The sequence below is a fragment of the Calothrix sp. NIES-2100 genome, assembly GCF_963875285.1.
Classification (GTDB): Bacteria; Cyanobacteriota; Cyanobacteriia; order Cyanobacteriales; family Nostocaceae; genus Aulosira.
Genome location: NZ_CAWNLA010000001.1, coordinates 3,099,016 through 3,114,725 on the forward strand (window position 1 = coordinate 3,099,016; position 15,710 = coordinate 3,114,725).

General features: G+C 40.7%; 15 protein-coding genes and 1 pseudogene. 10 read left to right on the forward strand and 6 right to left on the reverse strand.

Annotated features, from left to right (window positions below; translation table 11 throughout):
• Window positions 1-72 precede the first annotated feature (72 nt).
• The 6 genes and pseudogenes from AACU32_RS13045 (at window position 73) to AACU32_RS13070 (ending at window position 7,328) form a co-directional block, all read left to right on the forward strand.
• Complete coding sequence (locus AACU32_RS13045) at window positions 73-858, forward strand: ABC transporter ATP-binding protein (protein WP_096600101.1); 786 nt, start codon at window positions 73-75, stop codon at window positions 856-858.
• Between the two features lie 17 nt (window positions 859-875).
• A complete protein-coding gene (locus AACU32_RS13050; RefSeq protein WP_096600103.1) occupies window positions 876-2,279 on the forward strand; it encodes an MlaD family protein in 1,404 nt (467 codons plus the stop codon).
• A 112-nt stretch (window positions 2,280-2,391) separates the two neighbouring features.
• Window positions 2,392-3,444, forward strand: coding sequence for an aromatic ring-hydroxylating oxygenase subunit alpha (locus AACU32_RS13055; protein WP_096600105.1), 1,053 nt, complete (start codon window positions 2,392-2,394; stop codon window positions 3,442-3,444).
• A 57-nt stretch (window positions 3,445-3,501) separates the two neighbouring features.
• Complete coding sequence (locus AACU32_RS13060; protein WP_339377830.1) at window positions 3,502-3,654, forward strand: hypothetical protein; 153 nt, start codon at window positions 3,502-3,504, stop codon at window positions 3,652-3,654.
• A 181-nt stretch (window positions 3,655-3,835) separates the two neighbouring features.
• Window positions 3,836-4,186 (forward strand): annotated as a pseudogene (locus AACU32_RS13065) (tetratricopeptide repeat protein); the annotation flags it as partial.
• 349 nt (window positions 4,187-4,535) lie between these two features.
• Entirely contained in the window at window positions 4,536-7,328 is a 2,793-nt protein-coding gene (locus tag AACU32_RS13070; protein WP_339377831.1) for a hypothetical protein, read from the forward strand.
• A gap of 24 nt (window positions 7,329-7,352) precedes the next feature.
• Here AACU32_RS13070 and AACU32_RS13075 read toward each other — a convergent pair whose 3' ends face one another.
• The 4 genes from AACU32_RS13075 to AACU32_RS40715 form a co-directional block, all read right to left on the reverse strand.
• Window positions 7,353-7,754, reverse strand: a complete 402-nt coding sequence (locus AACU32_RS13075; protein ID WP_096600109.1) for a hypothetical protein — start codon at window positions 7,752-7,754, stop codon at window positions 7,353-7,355.
• Between the two features lie 699 nt (window positions 7,755-8,453).
• Window positions 8,454-8,624 (reverse strand): microviridin/marinostatin family tricyclic proteinase inhibitor, encoded by a 171-nt coding sequence (locus tag AACU32_RS13080; protein ID WP_096600111.1) that lies wholly within the window; start codon window positions 8,622-8,624, stop codon window positions 8,454-8,456.
• 176 nt (window positions 8,625-8,800) lie between these two features.
• Window positions 8,801-9,049, reverse strand: coding sequence for a hypothetical protein (locus AACU32_RS40710; RefSeq protein WP_445223174.1), 249 nt, complete (start codon window positions 9,047-9,049; stop codon window positions 8,801-8,803).
• An 8-nt stretch (window positions 9,050-9,057) separates the two neighbouring features.
• Window positions 9,058-9,183, reverse strand: a complete 126-nt coding sequence (locus tag AACU32_RS40715; protein WP_445223175.1) for a hypothetical protein — start codon at window positions 9,181-9,183, stop codon at window positions 9,058-9,060.
• A gap of 190 nt (window positions 9,184-9,373) precedes the next feature.
• On the opposite strand from AACU32_RS40715, the gene AACU32_RS13090 reads away from it, so the two are divergent.
• The 4 genes from AACU32_RS13090 (at window position 9,374) to AACU32_RS13105 (ending at window position 13,423) form a co-directional block, all read left to right on the forward strand.
• Window positions 9,374-10,546: an MFS transporter gene (locus AACU32_RS13090; RefSeq protein WP_096600113.1), complete on the forward strand. Its 1,173-nt coding sequence runs from the start codon at window positions 9,374-9,376 to the stop codon at window positions 10,544-10,546.
• 327 nt (window positions 10,547-10,873) lie between these two features.
• On the forward strand, window positions 10,874-11,692 hold the full coding sequence (locus AACU32_RS13095; RefSeq protein WP_096600115.1) for an alpha/beta fold hydrolase: 819 nt from the start codon (window positions 10,874-10,876) through the stop codon (window positions 11,690-11,692).
• 42 nt (window positions 11,693-11,734) lie between these two features.
• Window positions 11,735-12,127, forward strand: a complete 393-nt coding sequence (locus AACU32_RS13100; RefSeq protein WP_096600117.1) for a hypothetical protein — start codon at window positions 11,735-11,737, stop codon at window positions 12,125-12,127.
• A 510-nt stretch (window positions 12,128-12,637) separates the two neighbouring features.
• Complete coding sequence (locus tag AACU32_RS13105) at window positions 12,638-13,423, forward strand: MlaE family ABC transporter permease (protein WP_096600119.1); 786 nt, start codon at window positions 12,638-12,640, stop codon at window positions 13,421-13,423.
• Between the two features lie 675 nt (window positions 13,424-14,098).
• On the opposite strand, the gene AACU32_RS13110 is transcribed toward AACU32_RS13105, so the two are convergent.
• The gene (locus AACU32_RS13110; protein ID WP_096600121.1) at window positions 14,099-14,737 is read right to left on the reverse strand and encodes a Uma2 family endonuclease; all 639 of its coding nucleotides are present in this window, start codon (window positions 14,735-14,737) and stop codon (window positions 14,099-14,101) included.
• A 27-nt stretch (window positions 14,738-14,764) separates the two neighbouring features.
• Window positions 14,765-15,700, reverse strand: coding sequence for an alpha/beta fold hydrolase (locus AACU32_RS13115; protein ID WP_096600123.1), 936 nt, complete (start codon window positions 15,698-15,700; stop codon window positions 14,765-14,767).
• Between the last annotated feature and the right edge of the window lie 10 nt (window positions 15,701-15,710).

Here is a 15,710-nt window from a genome sequence, read left to right on the forward strand (position 1 = left end):
CTTTTGTTCTTTGTCTAAAATCAATGACTAATGACCAATGACCAATGACAACTGACCAATGACAACTGACCAATGACTAATGAACCATTAATTGAATTAAAAGGCGTGTCTAAGTCCTTTGGTAGCAATAAGGTTTTAGATAATATAGATTTGACCATTTATCGGGGAGAGGCACTAGGAATTATTGGCCCTTCTGGGACTGGTAAATCGACAATTTTACGGGTAATTGCGGGATTGTTGCTTCCCGATGCTGGAGAAATTTATATCCAAGGGGTACGGCGAAATGGTTTGATTGAGGATGCAGCTGAGAATGTTGGGATTGGGATGGTGTTTCAGCAAGCGGCGTTATTTGATTCCTTAACAGTAGAAGAAAATGTCGGGTTTTTACTGTATCAAAATTCCAAAATATCGCGATCGCGGATTCGAGACATGGTCAATGCCAAATTAGAAATGGTAGGTTTACCAGGAATCGGTGAACTTTACCCATCGGAACTTTCTGGCGGGATGCGCAAACGAGTCAGTTTTGCCCGTGCTATTATGTCTAACCCCGATAGCGACAAACAAGGGCCAGAACTTTTACTATACGATGAACCGACCGCCGGACTCGATCCCATTGCTTCCACAGTGATCGAAGATTTAATTCGCCATTTGCAAAAATCACAAGGAGTTTGCAGTACTTACGCGATTGTGACTCATCAAGATAGTACCATTCGTCGGACTGCGGACAAAATCATATTTCTGTATCAAGGTAAAGTGCAATGGCAGGGTACAGTTGATGAAATAGATAGCACAGACCATCCATTGATTAGACAATTTATGAGTGGAAGTGTGCAAGGCCCAATTCAGGTTGTCGGCTAGATGGATGGAGGAAAATTATGCGATCGCGTACAGTTAGAGAAGGTTCTGTAGGGCTTTTATTCCTCATGGGACTGGGAGTCTTTGGGCTAATAGTCGTCTGGTTGAATCGAGTGACCGCTAGTCGCAGTTCATACAAGGCGATTGTGGAATTTGCTAACGCAGGCGGGATGCAAAAAGGCGCAACAGTCCGCTACCGGGGCGTGAAAGTAGGCACTATTTCCGCCATTCGCCCACAGCCTAATAATATAGAAGTCGAAATTGAAATCTTCCAACCTGATTTAATCATTCCTAAGGATGTGGTAGTAGAAGCCAATCAAAGTGGATTGATTAGTGAAAGTATTATAGATATTAGACCAAAAAGTTCTCTACCTAGTGGGACTGCGATCGCTAAACCCCTAGACAAAAATTGCCAGACTGAAAATTTAATTATTTGTAACGGCACTCGATTAAAAGGTCAAATTGGTATCAGTCTTGATGAACTGATTCGCAGCAGCACTGATTTAGCAACTAGATACAATGACCCAGAATTCAAGCGAGATGTCAAGCGGCTACTAGAAACCTCCACAGCCGCAGCAACTAGTCTCACTGCTCTCAGCCAGAATCTGCAAAGTTTGTCTAAAAACGCACAAGGTCAACTAGGCACATTTGCTGCCACTGCAACTTCCGTACAACGGGCGACAAATCAACTAACTACATCTTCTACTCGCACAGTTAATGAACTTGGCTCAGCCGCAAAACAATTTAGTCTCACCGCAGGGCAAGCAAGTAGACTATTAACTAATCTTGATAACCTAGTCACATCAAATCGTTCGACCTTAGTTGCAGCGTTGAACAATCTCACCGAAACCAGCAACCAACTACGTACTACATTCACTACCTTATCACCTGCGGTCAATCGCCTAACTCAAGGAGAAATCATCAAAAATTTAGAAACTCTCTCAGCAAATGCAGCCCAAGCATCAGCAAATTTACGCACGGCCACTAACTCTTTAAACGATCCAAAAAACGCCTTATTACTGCAACAAACCTTAGATTCCGCCAGACTCACATTTGAAAACACCCAAAAAATCACCTCTGATTTAGATGAATTGACAGGCGATCCCAAATTCCGTAGCAATCTGCGCCAATTAGTGAATGGTCTGAGTAATTTGGTATCTTCTACACAACAAATGGAGCAGCAAGTACAAGTTGCAGCTAGCTTAGATGCACTCAAAGCATCGATTAATCAAGCAGATGCAGTAGTTCCCACTCCAGCCATAAAGCAACAGGCAGTAACAATTAACACTGTAACCCCGGCTGTAAAAAGTCTAGATAAAAACCCCCAGCCCCCGGTGAATTTATCCACCCCTGAACCATCCTCAGAACAGCTATTACAGAAACTGCGAGAGTATAGCAAACAACGTGAGCAATCTAGGGATTAGGGACAAGGGGGACAAGGGGGACAAGGGGGACAAGGGAGATAAATAAGAAATGACTTATGCCCAATGCCCAATGACAAATGACAAATGACAAATGACAACTGACTATTGACAAATGACAACAGACAACTTTTTCTTGCGTAATGTTTGGTATTATGCTTTGCCTAGCGATCGCCTGAAGCCTGGGAAGATGATCGCCCGTACTTTCTTGGGAGAACCAGTATTACTGTGTCGTAGCCAAGAGGGTAAGGTGTTTGCTGTGCGGGATATTTGCCCCCATCGTGGTATACCTTTAAGTTGCGGGCGATTTGATGGGCAGGAAGTAGAATGCTGTTATCACGGTTGGCGTTTTAACCATGCTGGACGTTGTACTGTGATTCCTTCTTTAGTAGAAGGGCAAAATGTAGATTTAAACCGCTACAATGTGGAATCCTACGAAATCCGGGAAAGTCAGGGTAATATCTGGATATATATGCCAGAAACTGGTAAATCTCAGTCTCCCGCCTCAGATATGGAAATTCCGGTGATTCCCGGTTTTGGCGATCGCCCGCCGCAGTTAGTAGAAGTGATGCGGTTCCCCTGTTTTATCGATCATGCAGTCTTAGGCTTGATCGATCCAGCCCATTCACCTTATGTTCATCGAGTATGGTGGTGGCGTTCTGGACAACTCCACGACGAAATTAAGCAATTTGACCCTTCACCTTATGGGTTTACCATGCGTAAACACCAATTACCAGCCAATACAGGTAAAGCTTATCAGCTCATTGGCGGCGGAATTCCGGAAACCGAGATTTCATTTCGCATACCGGGAGTGCGAATAGAAAACACCACAACTGCAAAGCATCAAGTTTGTAACCTCACAGCAATTACACCAATTTCCGAAACGGAAACCGAAGTCACCTTTGCTCTTTATTGGACACCAACTTGGGCAACATTTGCCAAGCCGTTGATCCGTATATTCGCGCGGGCTTTTCTGGGACAAGACCTCACAGTAGTTAAAAAGCAGCAAATTGGTCTCAAGTACGATCCAGTACTGCGACTGATTAAAGATTCAGATGTGCAAGCGCAATGGTATTACCAGTTAAAGCGAGAATATGCGCGTTCAATATCTGAAGGTCGTCCATTTGTCAATCCGGTGAAGAGTCAACTATTGCACTGGCGGGCTTGATTGCATCGGGCTGCAATGTGATCGCATCGACCTGTAATTGAATTGCATCGGCTTGTTATGTTATTGCATTGGGTGACAATTCGATTGTGTCAGGTGACAATGCGATCGCATCGGGCTGCAATTGAATTGCATCGGCTTGTTATGCGATCGCATCGGGCTGCAATTGAATTGCATCGGCTTGTTATGCGATCGCATCGGCTTGCAATATAGCGTTTCTCGTTTGAGTGAGGTAAAGTTTTAAATCCCAAAGCCTGTAGAGGTGGGGTTTCCCCGCCCTCAGTTGTATTGCACCCAAGTGAAAACCACTATAATTAAGGGAACCTCAAGAAATAAAGCTTACTTAGACTTGAGGCAATTTGCACAGGCTAAGAAATTTTAGCAGCATTGTTTAGAGATAGAGCAAGAGCTAGGCGCTCACAATAAGCTAGCGAACATTTACCACCAATTGGGAAGAGTTGCCCAAAATTTGCGAGAATTTGAGGAAGCGCGGCGCAATTATCAACAAGCTTTGGCTATTAAAATCGAATATGGCGATCGCTATAACCAAGCACTCACTTACCACGCTTTAGGATTGCTTGCAGAAGCAAAGACAGCGTTGGCGATATATGTTGAGTATAAAGATGAATATAGCGCTTCTGGTTTAGATGCAATACAAAATTATATCGTCGCGTGTAGGGGCACGGCACTGCCCATACGTGTCAACTTAACGCCAAACCCTGATCAAGACGTAATTTTGAATTAAATCGCCTACCATCAAGATCCGCGTTACCCCACCCCGGCTTTGCTGACGCAAAACCTCCCCTCCCCGTAAACGGGGAGGGGATTGAGGGGTGGGGTAAAATGCATGTGGAATAAGCGTTTGAGCTTAAGTTGACACCAATGGGCACTGCCGTGCCCAAAAGAGTGTATTGAACTCAACCGATAACCGCTATATTGGGCAACAGTGGCGCGAGAGATTTTGGAGGGATTACCGGAGTGATGGGGAAGGGGGAAAGAGAGACAAGGGAGATGAGGGAGACAAATGACCAATGACCAATGACCAATGACAAATGACAATTGACAAATGACAATTGACAATTGACAACTAACAAATGACAAACAACATTTCCCACCTTTCCCCAACAGAAGCCAACACACTATTGAATAACAGCGCTGTTTTACCCCAATTTGTCAAAGACTGCTTTATTAATCAAAGTAATATTGAACTTCAACTAGGCAATAAATTTCTCAATCTCAAATTCTTGGGAAAAATTGAGATTCAAGAAATGCTCAATGCCTATTTGTTAAACTTAGGTTTAAGTAGAAATAAACCTAAGTTGCAAACTTTTAAAGTCTGGAATCCCAGTATTAATATTCAGGTAGTAGCTAACCGCCAACAATCCTATCAAGTCATTATTCCCCAACTGAATTCGAGATATATTATTAGCTTACTCAGCGATTTACCAGGCATTACCTTACCTGAGACTTTAAAATTACAACTTGAGTCTTTAGATAATGTAGGTTTAGTCTTATCAAATTCGGGGATTTACTTAAACTTTGCCAATGATTTGCAGTTAAATTTAGACGATATTTTTAGTATTCATAGTCCTGTCCCATTCATAGAACAGGCTTTTGATAGTATTATTGCTGGAATTTTCGGAAATTCGCAATTGATAATTTCCGCACCAACCTTCGGTATTATTAAAAGTATTAAAGGATTTGACTTTAGTTTTACAGGCTTACTGAATAGCCAAAACATTGAAGTTATCTTTGGTAAAGAAAATACCTTAAAATATCAATTAAACCGGGCAATTGATTTTAGTGATTTAACGAACAGCATCCCTATTATCAAAGATTTAAAGCTAATTAAACCAGAAATAATCATAACTAATACTGGCTATCCTTTTGACCATCCCAAGTTAGGTCAAATTAACTTAAGCAGAGGATTCAACTTTATTGGAGATGTTAATTTTAATAATCTCGATACAAATTTTAGTAATTTTATTAACAGCAAGTTAGAAACTAGTTACCTAAGAGTACTAATTAGCTTTGATCCTGGAGGACAGGTTAGCTTAACAGGTCATATTCCTCAGAATATGCAACTATTTTCTGTGGAACAATTTAATGCTACTTTTAATAACCTGCTCCTTGGTTTAAATATTGGTTCTGATTTAGAGCCAAACTTCGGATTAACTGGAAATCTGATTCTTCAAGGCTATGATCCCACGCAAAAAGACGAACCTACATTATTTCTCTCTGGTAATCTTTCCCTCGAACCCGAATCTTTAACCGCATTTTTCTATCAAAAAAGTGAAAAATCTTGGTCTAATCCCTATGGACTGGTGGGAACTGAATTTCGCAATGTCGGTTTTCAGCTAGGTGGGACTTATTTACCTCCCTATTTTGATAACTTTGGCTTCATTGGTGATTTGAGATGGGAAAAAATAGACCTCAAGGTAGCATTCCTCATTGATACTAATGATCCGGAAAAATTAGCTTTAGTTTTAAATACCAATCAAGTAGTTAACTTAGTAGATTTGTGGCGGGGGCCAGTTAGTGCTTTTATTCTCAACCAAGCTAATTTTCACCCTGATTTGGTTAACAAAGCATTAGGGTTTTTAGAAAACTTTGTAGATTTAAACATCGAATCAATTGATAGGGATAAAGATGGAGAACTCAACCCCTTAATTAAATATGTTCCTTTCCCGACGACAATTGCAGGTAACCCGATAGCAGAAGGATTGGAAATTAATGGTAAAATTACGGCTTGGGAGCGTGACGCAACTTTAAGCCTTCAGGGAGACAAAACTTTCAGTAATATTGAAGGTTTGTTAAAAGTTTCGGAAATTGATTTGGGATTGGTAAAAATTGGCGGAACGGATGACGATACTTTAGATTTAGCACTGAAGGTGACACCCACCGAGCAATATTTCATGGGTGATGGTTATGTAGAAATTCTTGACAATGAAATTGTTAATGTTGAATTTAAAATTACGCCTACCAATGCTATCTTTAAAAACTTTGACCTGAATTTAGCTAATTTGCTAAGTATCGATGTTGATGCTCTCAGTATCGATTTAAAATCTGGTAGTGGTAGCGGTTCAGGAAAGATTTTAGTTTTAGGAAATACCTTAGCTGGTATAACGTTTGATGTTACTAAGAATAGTGTAGCGCTGAAGAATACCAAATTCAATTTAGCAGGGTTCTTGACTGTCGATATTCCCATCCTCATGGTTAATTTGACAAATCAAAGTGCAGAGGGAACCGCAAATATTACTGCTTTTAATCAATCTTTGGGTAGCGGAACTTTATCATTTAACACTCAGCAGGTGACTATTAATAATAGTTCTCTCGGTTTAGGGGATATTCTGAAACTGAACGTTCCTAGTTTCAAACTTGACTTGACGAATAAAAAACTTTTTGGTTTAGGCGATGTTACCTTCCTAGGAAAACAATTCACCTCGTTAGGTATTAGTCTTAATGAAACTGGGTTTCAAGCTAGCAGTAATTTCAATTTTGGTATTTTAGCTTTCAATGGTGCTACAGTCTCTTTCAACCCAGGGACTAATGGTAATATTAGTAATTCTGCCAGTATTGCGGGAAATCTCAAGTTTTTGGGTTACGAATTCGCTAACATCATTGCAAGCGTTAATAGCAGTAAATTAATTGTGTCTGGTAGCTTCAATTTTGGTGGCGTTTTAATCCTCAAAGGCGCAAGAAATCAGAAAAACGCAACCATAACACTTAAAAAAGCCAAGAATGGACTGTACAATTCTGTCCAGATTAGTGGCAGTTTTTATCTATTGGGTAAAAAGTTAACTCATGTGACTAGCAGCAACAATGAAGCTTTAAAAAACTTGGGTATAATAGTTAAGAGAAAATCTGTCAAAGATGTAAAAGAGTAGAAACTACCTCAGTAATTTGCAAAATTATTTTATTTTTGTGGCAACAATTGGTTGCTGTTCATCTTTGATGATAAATTTAGAATTATTAATTTCAGTAAGTTCATATTTCTCTGTAAGAAATAAAGAAGCGATACTAACTACCATATCTGCAAGAAAAACCTTAGGTAATATCGCTAACTGTAAATTTAAAAAAGATTTGGGAACAGTCTTAAGAATCAAACACAGTTTTCCATCATTGACATACCATACACCATTAAATTTATTACCTGTGATCAATTCTCTAGGTTTAGATAAAATGAATGTTTGAATCCTGCTTTGCTCATAAGTCATATCATCTTTAAATTCAATAGAAATTTTTTCCCAATCTGTATTAAAACGCCATTTTCCAAAAAGTAAAACTTCTATTTCTATATCAGAAAGATTCATAGTACTCATCACCTATACTTTTGCTTACAAATCTTGGTTACAAATTTTAACCCGAGCAAAAAACAAGTGCATCTGCCTTATGAGCCAAGTCTTGACGCATCATGCTCCCATTGACAGAGGTTCCGCAAATGAATTTACAGATGAGTCACAAATATCTTCGTTATAATGTAACCATTTGACTATAATAATTAGGACTGTCTTTACTTAGAGGTTCAAACAATCGTTCTAATTCTCCGGCAGTAACAAAACCTTCTTTAAGATTATTTGCTAGCAGCGCATCACCAAAATATTGCTTTAAAATTTCTTATATACCTTCAGAAGAATATTTTGGCTGGATAAATATATCTTTTAGCTGACCGAATAATTTTTCAAAGAATGGCTCGGAAAATATTTGTGAAAATGAAATCTACCCAAAACTATCCATAAAAGTTTGCAGACGACGCACTATTTCATCAGTCAGCTGATGATGTTCCCATGCGCCGACATCCTATTGTGAAAAATTGCCACTGTGGGTGATTAATAAAACAACGTCACGCGACAGGTGGATAAAAAATGTTCTAGGTTGAATTTTAGCTCTGAGGTGGTTCAGAACTACCTCAAAAAGTGGTTGTCCAGATTCTCGGTTGATGGGTCTGAGGAGTAGCATTCAGCGATTTGAGCAATGCTACTCCTTGAATGAACGATGGTTATCGCTCTGATTTAGTAGTCTTCCCAATCAGAAGGAAACTTGAAAGTGAAAGGAGGTGGAGGAGGGGGAGTAGGAGTTTCTGGATTTTCAGATGCAGATTGCACTTGCAAGAACTTGGCGAAGAATGGCAATACTTGGATATCTGATGCGATATCTGATGTTTCGACTGTGGTTGTAGACATTGCTATTTTTCCTTTGGGAAAATTTGTGAGGGTTAAAGCTGGGTGTCGTAAATTTTTAGTTGAGGTTGTCAATAGTCAATAGTCAACAAGAGATTTTATACTTTGGACTTTTGACTCTGGACTTTTGCCTAACCTCACCTTGATTTAGTCTGCCCGTTGCCTAAGTCCTGTTTATTTTAGTCATTAAATATATACCAGTAATCAAATATCCTGACAAGGACAGTTAAGACACTTAAGAAATTAATGAGCAGACAGCTAAAAGGTTTATCTTCTCCTTCGGTAATACTTAATAACGCAACTTTAGCGTGTTCTACGACTTCAAATTTAGCCGGACAAACTAAATTAACAACATTTTCCACCAATACTAAATCCAAGTCTGAAGGATTGTATTCATGTTCCCAACGATGAATGCCACCAGCTACCATTTGCGAATCTAAATGACAATAATACCTGTATTAATTGCAATCACATTAACATGATATGTCCGCAAAATTTGGTCATCTAAATTAGTTTTTATATCGCCTGCAATCACAGCGATTTTTAACTCATTACTTACCATAATTATTAGTAATGCACCAGAAATAAACTGCAATTAGTAGTGTTAATCAATACATTTAATTAAAATTCACAAATATCGCCGCTTCAGTCCCGATGTTGAAAACCAAAGTCCTGACTACGAATTTTTAGGTTTTTGGATTTTCTTGAGCGGCCGGATAATAGATGTTTTGGCCTTTAAACTGTTCTCAATTATGAACAACGCAGGTAATACGCCTGTCTCATTAGGGCTGTTGGGTGCAGCTGCCTTTATGGTAATTGCTGATGTCCGGGTAATTGACCCACTATTGCACATTATCGCTGACGAGTTTAAGGTGAGTGTCGGTAGTGCGGCGATTATTGTCAGTGCCTACACAATTCCTTATGGGCTATTTCAATTAGTCTACGGCCCATTGGGCGATCGCATTGGCAAACTCAAAGTCATTACAGCCGCGCTGACAGCCTTTGCTGTGGGGACTGCGGCTTGTGCTTTTGTGCCAAATATCTTGCTTTTAACTCTACTACGCTTCCTCACAGGCATGGTGGCGGCGGGTATTATCCCCATTACCCTAGCTTACATTGGTGACAACTTCCCCTACTCTCAACGCCAAGCGGCGATTGGCAGATATCTGAGTGCGCTGGTGTTAGGACAAATTCTCGGCGGTAGTTTGGGCGGTATCTTTGGGGAATATGTTAGCTGGCGAGATATCTTTTTAGTATTTGGCGTTGTCTCCCTGATGATTGCGATCGCATTGTGGCGCAAGATGGGCAAACTCAACAATGGACAACATTCTCAAATTCCCTTTAGTTGGGCAACATTGGGCCCTTATTTCCAACTGATCGCTCAACCAGTCGCCCAGACTGTAATTATCGGCGTATTTATCGAAGGTTTTTGTTTATTTGGGGGATTTGCTTATGTTGGTGCATTCCTCAGAGACAGATACAGCTTACCCTATGTAGCGATCGGTTTTATGCTCAGTGCTTTTGGATTAGGTGGACTGATTTACAGCCGTTGTGTTAACTGGTTGGTGCGTTCATTGGGAGAAAGGGGCTTGATGGGAGTTGGTGGGGCGTTGATGTGTATCTCTTTTTTAGCGATCGCATTATTGCAGAATTGGGTGCTGTTTATCCCCTTCAATATTCTTATGGGATTAGGCTTTTACATGATGCACAGCACACTCCAAACCCAAGCCACAGAACTTGCACCCGAAGCTAGGGGTACTGCGGTGTCACTATTTGCGTTTAACTTATTTATCGGCCAGGGAATTGGTGCAGCCGCCTTTGGTAGGATTGTCGATCGCTTCGGCTATATTGCTTGTTTTATGATTACAGGAATTGCGATCGCTTTACTTTCCCTTTGGCTAGTCAAGCAAAAGCAGTCGTCATGAACTGCGTACACCAGGACACACTAAAAAATTTCTGATTCTCCTCCTCGCTTGCGCTTAGGCGTTGGGAGCGGGGTCTTATTTTCAAGTTAGCCCCTCATGGGAAAAACCCACAACCAAACATGAAAATCTCTCTTCTCTAACCCTGGTTCCCCTAGTCCCTAACCCCTATTTTCAAGTTAGACCAACGCAAATAAACATAACTATATTAAGAAGGGTAAAGAGAAAGGTGAAAAACCTTTAACCTTTCCCCTTTCCCCCTTATCCCCACAGGGGGCCCCGAGTTCCCCCTAACTTTACATAGTTCGGTTAAATTGCGCCTACTGACTTATGCCCAAAATTCACGTTAATGGCATCGATCTGTTTTATGACATTAAAGGAACAGGCGAGCCTTTATTATTAATTTCAGGTTTCTTTAGCGATCATACCTACTGGTCATTGCAAATGCCTTCACTCGTGAAGCAGTATCAGGTAATTCGCTTGGATAATCGCGGCTTTGGGCGAAGTTCCGCCCCTGACAGTCCCTACACTATTCAGCAAATGGCAACTGATACAGCCGCACTGCTGGAACACATTGGCATCAGGAAGGTACATGTCGCAGGCCATTCAATGGGTGGTCTTATTGCTCAAGAACTAGCATTAGCACACCCACAAAAAGTACAAAATTTGATACTACTCTCATCCTTAGCTAAAGGTGATACTTTATTCAACAGTATTATCTCGACCTGGGGTGAACTCGCTCATACCCTAGACCGGAAACTTTATCAGCAAGTAATATTGCCTTGGATATTTACCGATGCCTTCTACTCTATCCCTGGGATGATTGACATGATTCTCGATATAGGGCTTCACTACCCATTTTCGCCCAGCCCTCATGGACTATATCATCAAAGCCGAGCTATCCTGGGCGGTGATACAACACAACGCCTCAAAGATATCCAATGTCCTACCTTAATTCTGGTAGGTAAACAAGATATTCTCACCCCAGTCAAATTTTCTGAACAACTAGCCCAAGGTATACCCAAGTCCGAACTAATCGTTTTTGAAGATGGTGGTCACGGCTTCTTGATTGAATCACCGGAGACTGTCGCCGCAGCCATGCTCAAGTTTCTTTCCCATCTTCCGAAAAATGGCAAGTCTTTGATGTAGCAACACAACAGAAGTCTACATTAGAAGCTAAACTTAGCATTTATGAAATCTGCTCCCCTAGCCTTAGCCGTTGTCATTGGTGCGCTTACCATCACCCAGAGTGCCTATGCTAATCAAAAAAATGTTCCAATTGCAACAAATCAAAATAATCAGGCTAGGGTTTTAGCCACAAAACCAGTAACCCTGCTTGGTAAATGGGGTTATAGTCTCAACCAAAATAATTCTTTTCCAGCTACTGCCAATACAATTGCGCTAGAGCAAAACAAAGAATGCAAAAAACTTAACCCATTTGAGATTATCAAAAACCCGAATATTTTATTTACGCCATGTCAGCAGCCGACAACTAAAACAACAGCTCAGCTTGCTGAACCAATTGAATATTTCAAAGTTCCTCCTCTCGATTCTGGTATTAAGGTAACCGTCTCTAACTTTTGATTCAGAAATAAATAGCGATAGCCTGGGGACTCCCAAGAATTTGTTGACCATTAGAAAACAACAGCACCCCGCCAAAGTTGCATTTTGGCAGGGTGCTTTTATTCGCACATTTAGTTAACTAACATCTTGCACCTTATCATAGTAGGGTGGGCACTGCCCACCTGACGATCAATAGATCCCGCCCTTAAGGGCAAGAAATTACCCACAACCAGGTATTAAAATCCCCTGTCTCGCCCACTTGCCCTGAGCGGAGCCGTTCGACGAAGTCGTTCCCGCAGGGTAGGGATGCCCCATGCCCCATACCCCTAATCTGCGAGATCTCCGCTATATCCAAAATTGACCACAACCAACTAGAATGGGGTATTCTTTTAACGTCTTCAGCAATTACTACATGCCGTTGTTATTTGATTACCTTAAATTCATACAGTCAAGATATGTCCCTCAATCTCCTACAACAACCAAATTTTCAGCAAAAGCCAATTTTGAACAATCATTTTGAGGGATGAACAGATGGTAGTAAAAGTACAATGTAGAAAAAATATCAAGCAATTTTCGATTTCTCGCTGTTTTGCCGTAATGTTTCTCTTGGGTCAAGTATTACTACGTTTACTCCAAGGAAAAACTTATCATCGTAAAATTCTCGAACATATGGTGACTGCTGGCCCCGCTTCACTTTCTCCAGTTCTTCTTGTCAGTGGGTTTGCTGGTATGATTTTTACCATTCAAACAGCTAGAGAATTAGTGCAATTTGGGGCTTTGAATGCTGTAGGTGGTGCATTTGCCTTAGCTTTTTGCAGAGAATTGGCTCCCATATTGTCCGCGAGTATTATTGCCGGTCAAGTAGGTTCAGCTTTTGCAGCAGAGATAGGTGCAATGCGAGTCACAGACCAAATTGATGCACTGCATATGCTCAGAACCGATCCCATTGATTATCTAGTACTTCCGAGAGTGATTGCTTGCTGCTTGATGACACCATTATTAACAATTTTTGGGTTAGTTACAGGCATCATCGGTGGAATTTTTGCCGGCTCACAGTTTTATCAAATTACTCCAGAAGCATTTTTAGATTCCGTCAGAAATTTTTTAGAACCATCAGATTTGTGGATTATTTTGCTCAAAGGATTTCTTTTTGGAGCTATAGTTGCTGTCAATGGCTGTAGCTGGGGGCTAACTACCAGAGGTGGAGCAAAGGAAGTAGGAGAGTCCGCCACAACAGCAGTTGTCACTACTTGGGTGGCAATTTTTATGATGGATTTCTTTCTGTCTTTAGTTTTATTTGAAAAGCCGACGTTTTAAAGTAATTCGTAATTCGTAATTCGTAATTGAATGATCTGGGGGCTAAATCCTTCGCTGCGCAACACACCCTTGTATATTGAAAGAAGTAGTAAGACCCCTCGCTTATCCCGCAATAGAGCCGTCACCTCCGGGTGCGGCTAATCGAACAAAGCCCAGCTTTGTGGGCTAAGAAAATTTAGCCCACGAAGCTGGGCTTTGTAGCGTTAGCCCCAGGCTTCTAGCCTGCGGGCGGTATGTCGGGTAAGCGAGAGAACAGGGAGAGGTAGGAGAGAGGAATGGAAGTGAGGTCTGTTTGTGGTTCATTTACAGGAAGATGCTGTAATGTTGGAACCTGAAGCCTTAATGTTGGAACTTTTATAAGTAATGTTGGAACCTGAAGCCTTAATGTTGGAACTTTTATAAGTAATGTTGGAACCTTAAGCCTTAATGTTGGAACTTTTATAAGTAATGTTGTAACCTTAAGACTTAATATTGGAACTTTTATAAGTAATGTTGTAACCTTAAGACTTAATATTGGAACTTTTATAAGTAATGTTGTAACTTTAAGACTTAATGTTGTAACTTTTCTTATATATGTTGTAATTTTGGTAAGCGTGGTAAGCGATCGCTTCTTTCAGTTCCCAGTAAAATCCAGCTTTGCGTACCCATAGAAGCAGGAACCAACACAGGATAACACTAAGAATTGTTGCTTAATTGTTGTTTAAGGTGACGAATAGCGGCGCTGGTGTTACGTTCATAGGCAATTTGGACACAGCGGGCGATGGCACTTTGCAAGTCAAACTCAGGAAAATAGCGGCTGTGGGTTTGCAGTTGGTAATCAGTTCCTTGTATCTGGTAAATCAATAACTGCTGCTTTTTGAATAACCAAACCTCCGGTACACGGTAGGGAAGATAATCTTGGACATCGGAATAACTAGTCACATCAATTTCAATCACCAGATCCGCTGGCGGATCTTGTGTCCAATCAATCCGCTTTTTTCCCGAAACCGCTTGCCAATTGTCGATGTAGAAACAATAATCTGGTTCAATACCACTTTCTTCTGGTAAGGTCATGGTTACAGGGGTAAACGCATCATATTCCCGTTCATCATGATCCAAAAGTGTCTTCACAATATCCGCAACCAAATGAGCATCTCGTCCATGTACAGGCAAAGGCGACATCAGCAATACTTCTCCATCGCGGTATTTGATACGGGGAATTGAACCATCTCCCCGCTGTTCACAGAGAGATTGATACTCTTGCCAAGTAGCAGGTAACCGCACCACAGAACCAGGGCGCAATTGAATTTTTTCTGGGGATATCAGGGCAAACATGGCTAAATCGTTTTTTTTGGCAGGGACTTATAAGAAATTGCTCTCTTTGAGAAATTCAACAATCGCTGTATTTACCTCTTGGTGAGAATCGGCTGCGGCATCGTGACAACAGTTAGGCAGAATTTGTAATTTTGCATTGGGAATAGATTTATGCAATTTTTCCCCATGACTAGCAGGAAACCAACTATCTTGCTGACCCCATAAAATTAGTGTGGGGCATTGAATAGCACTTAAATTACTTTGAATTTTACTGAGTAAATTTGGTTTTTGAGCTTGCCAATTTTCAATTTCTCTGGCTGCTATTTGTAACTCTTCAGCAACTTTGACTATCGTCCCAGGCAGTTCAATAAAAGGATAAGTTATCCAATGGATATCTTCCTCGGTGAGGATTGAGGGATTAAATAGCACCTGCCGCCTTTCCATCGCCATAATTTCTCTAAATAGCGGTGCAAATAAATATGCTAGCCGTAAAGAATCAATTGTTTCGATGATTTCTAAAGGCGTTTGCGCCAGTATCCACATTGCCCAATGAGGTAATCTTTCGGCAAAAATAGGCACATTAACGACTACTAACCGCCCGATTAATTCTGGATATTCTTGAGCCAGGGAAAGGGCAACTAATCCCCCTAAAGATTCGGCAACAATTACAGGTGGTTCATCACATAATTCCTGAATTATTCGCGCTATTTCAACAATTTGATGACCGTTATTTTCTCGTCTACTCAAAGGTTTTTCGGAAAACCCGTAGCCTTTGGCATCAAAAGAAATTACCCGACAATATTTAGATAATGGAGCTATACTATAACGCCAATTGTAGCTCCAAGTGCCCATGCCATGTAAAAAAATTAGCGGCTTACCTATACCTTTTTCACCATAAGCAATTTGTACAGGATACCCTTGATTATCAGTAATAATTACACTTTGCCGCCCTTTAGGAAAAGTAGCTTGCCACCAATCTTTCATTCATTTATAA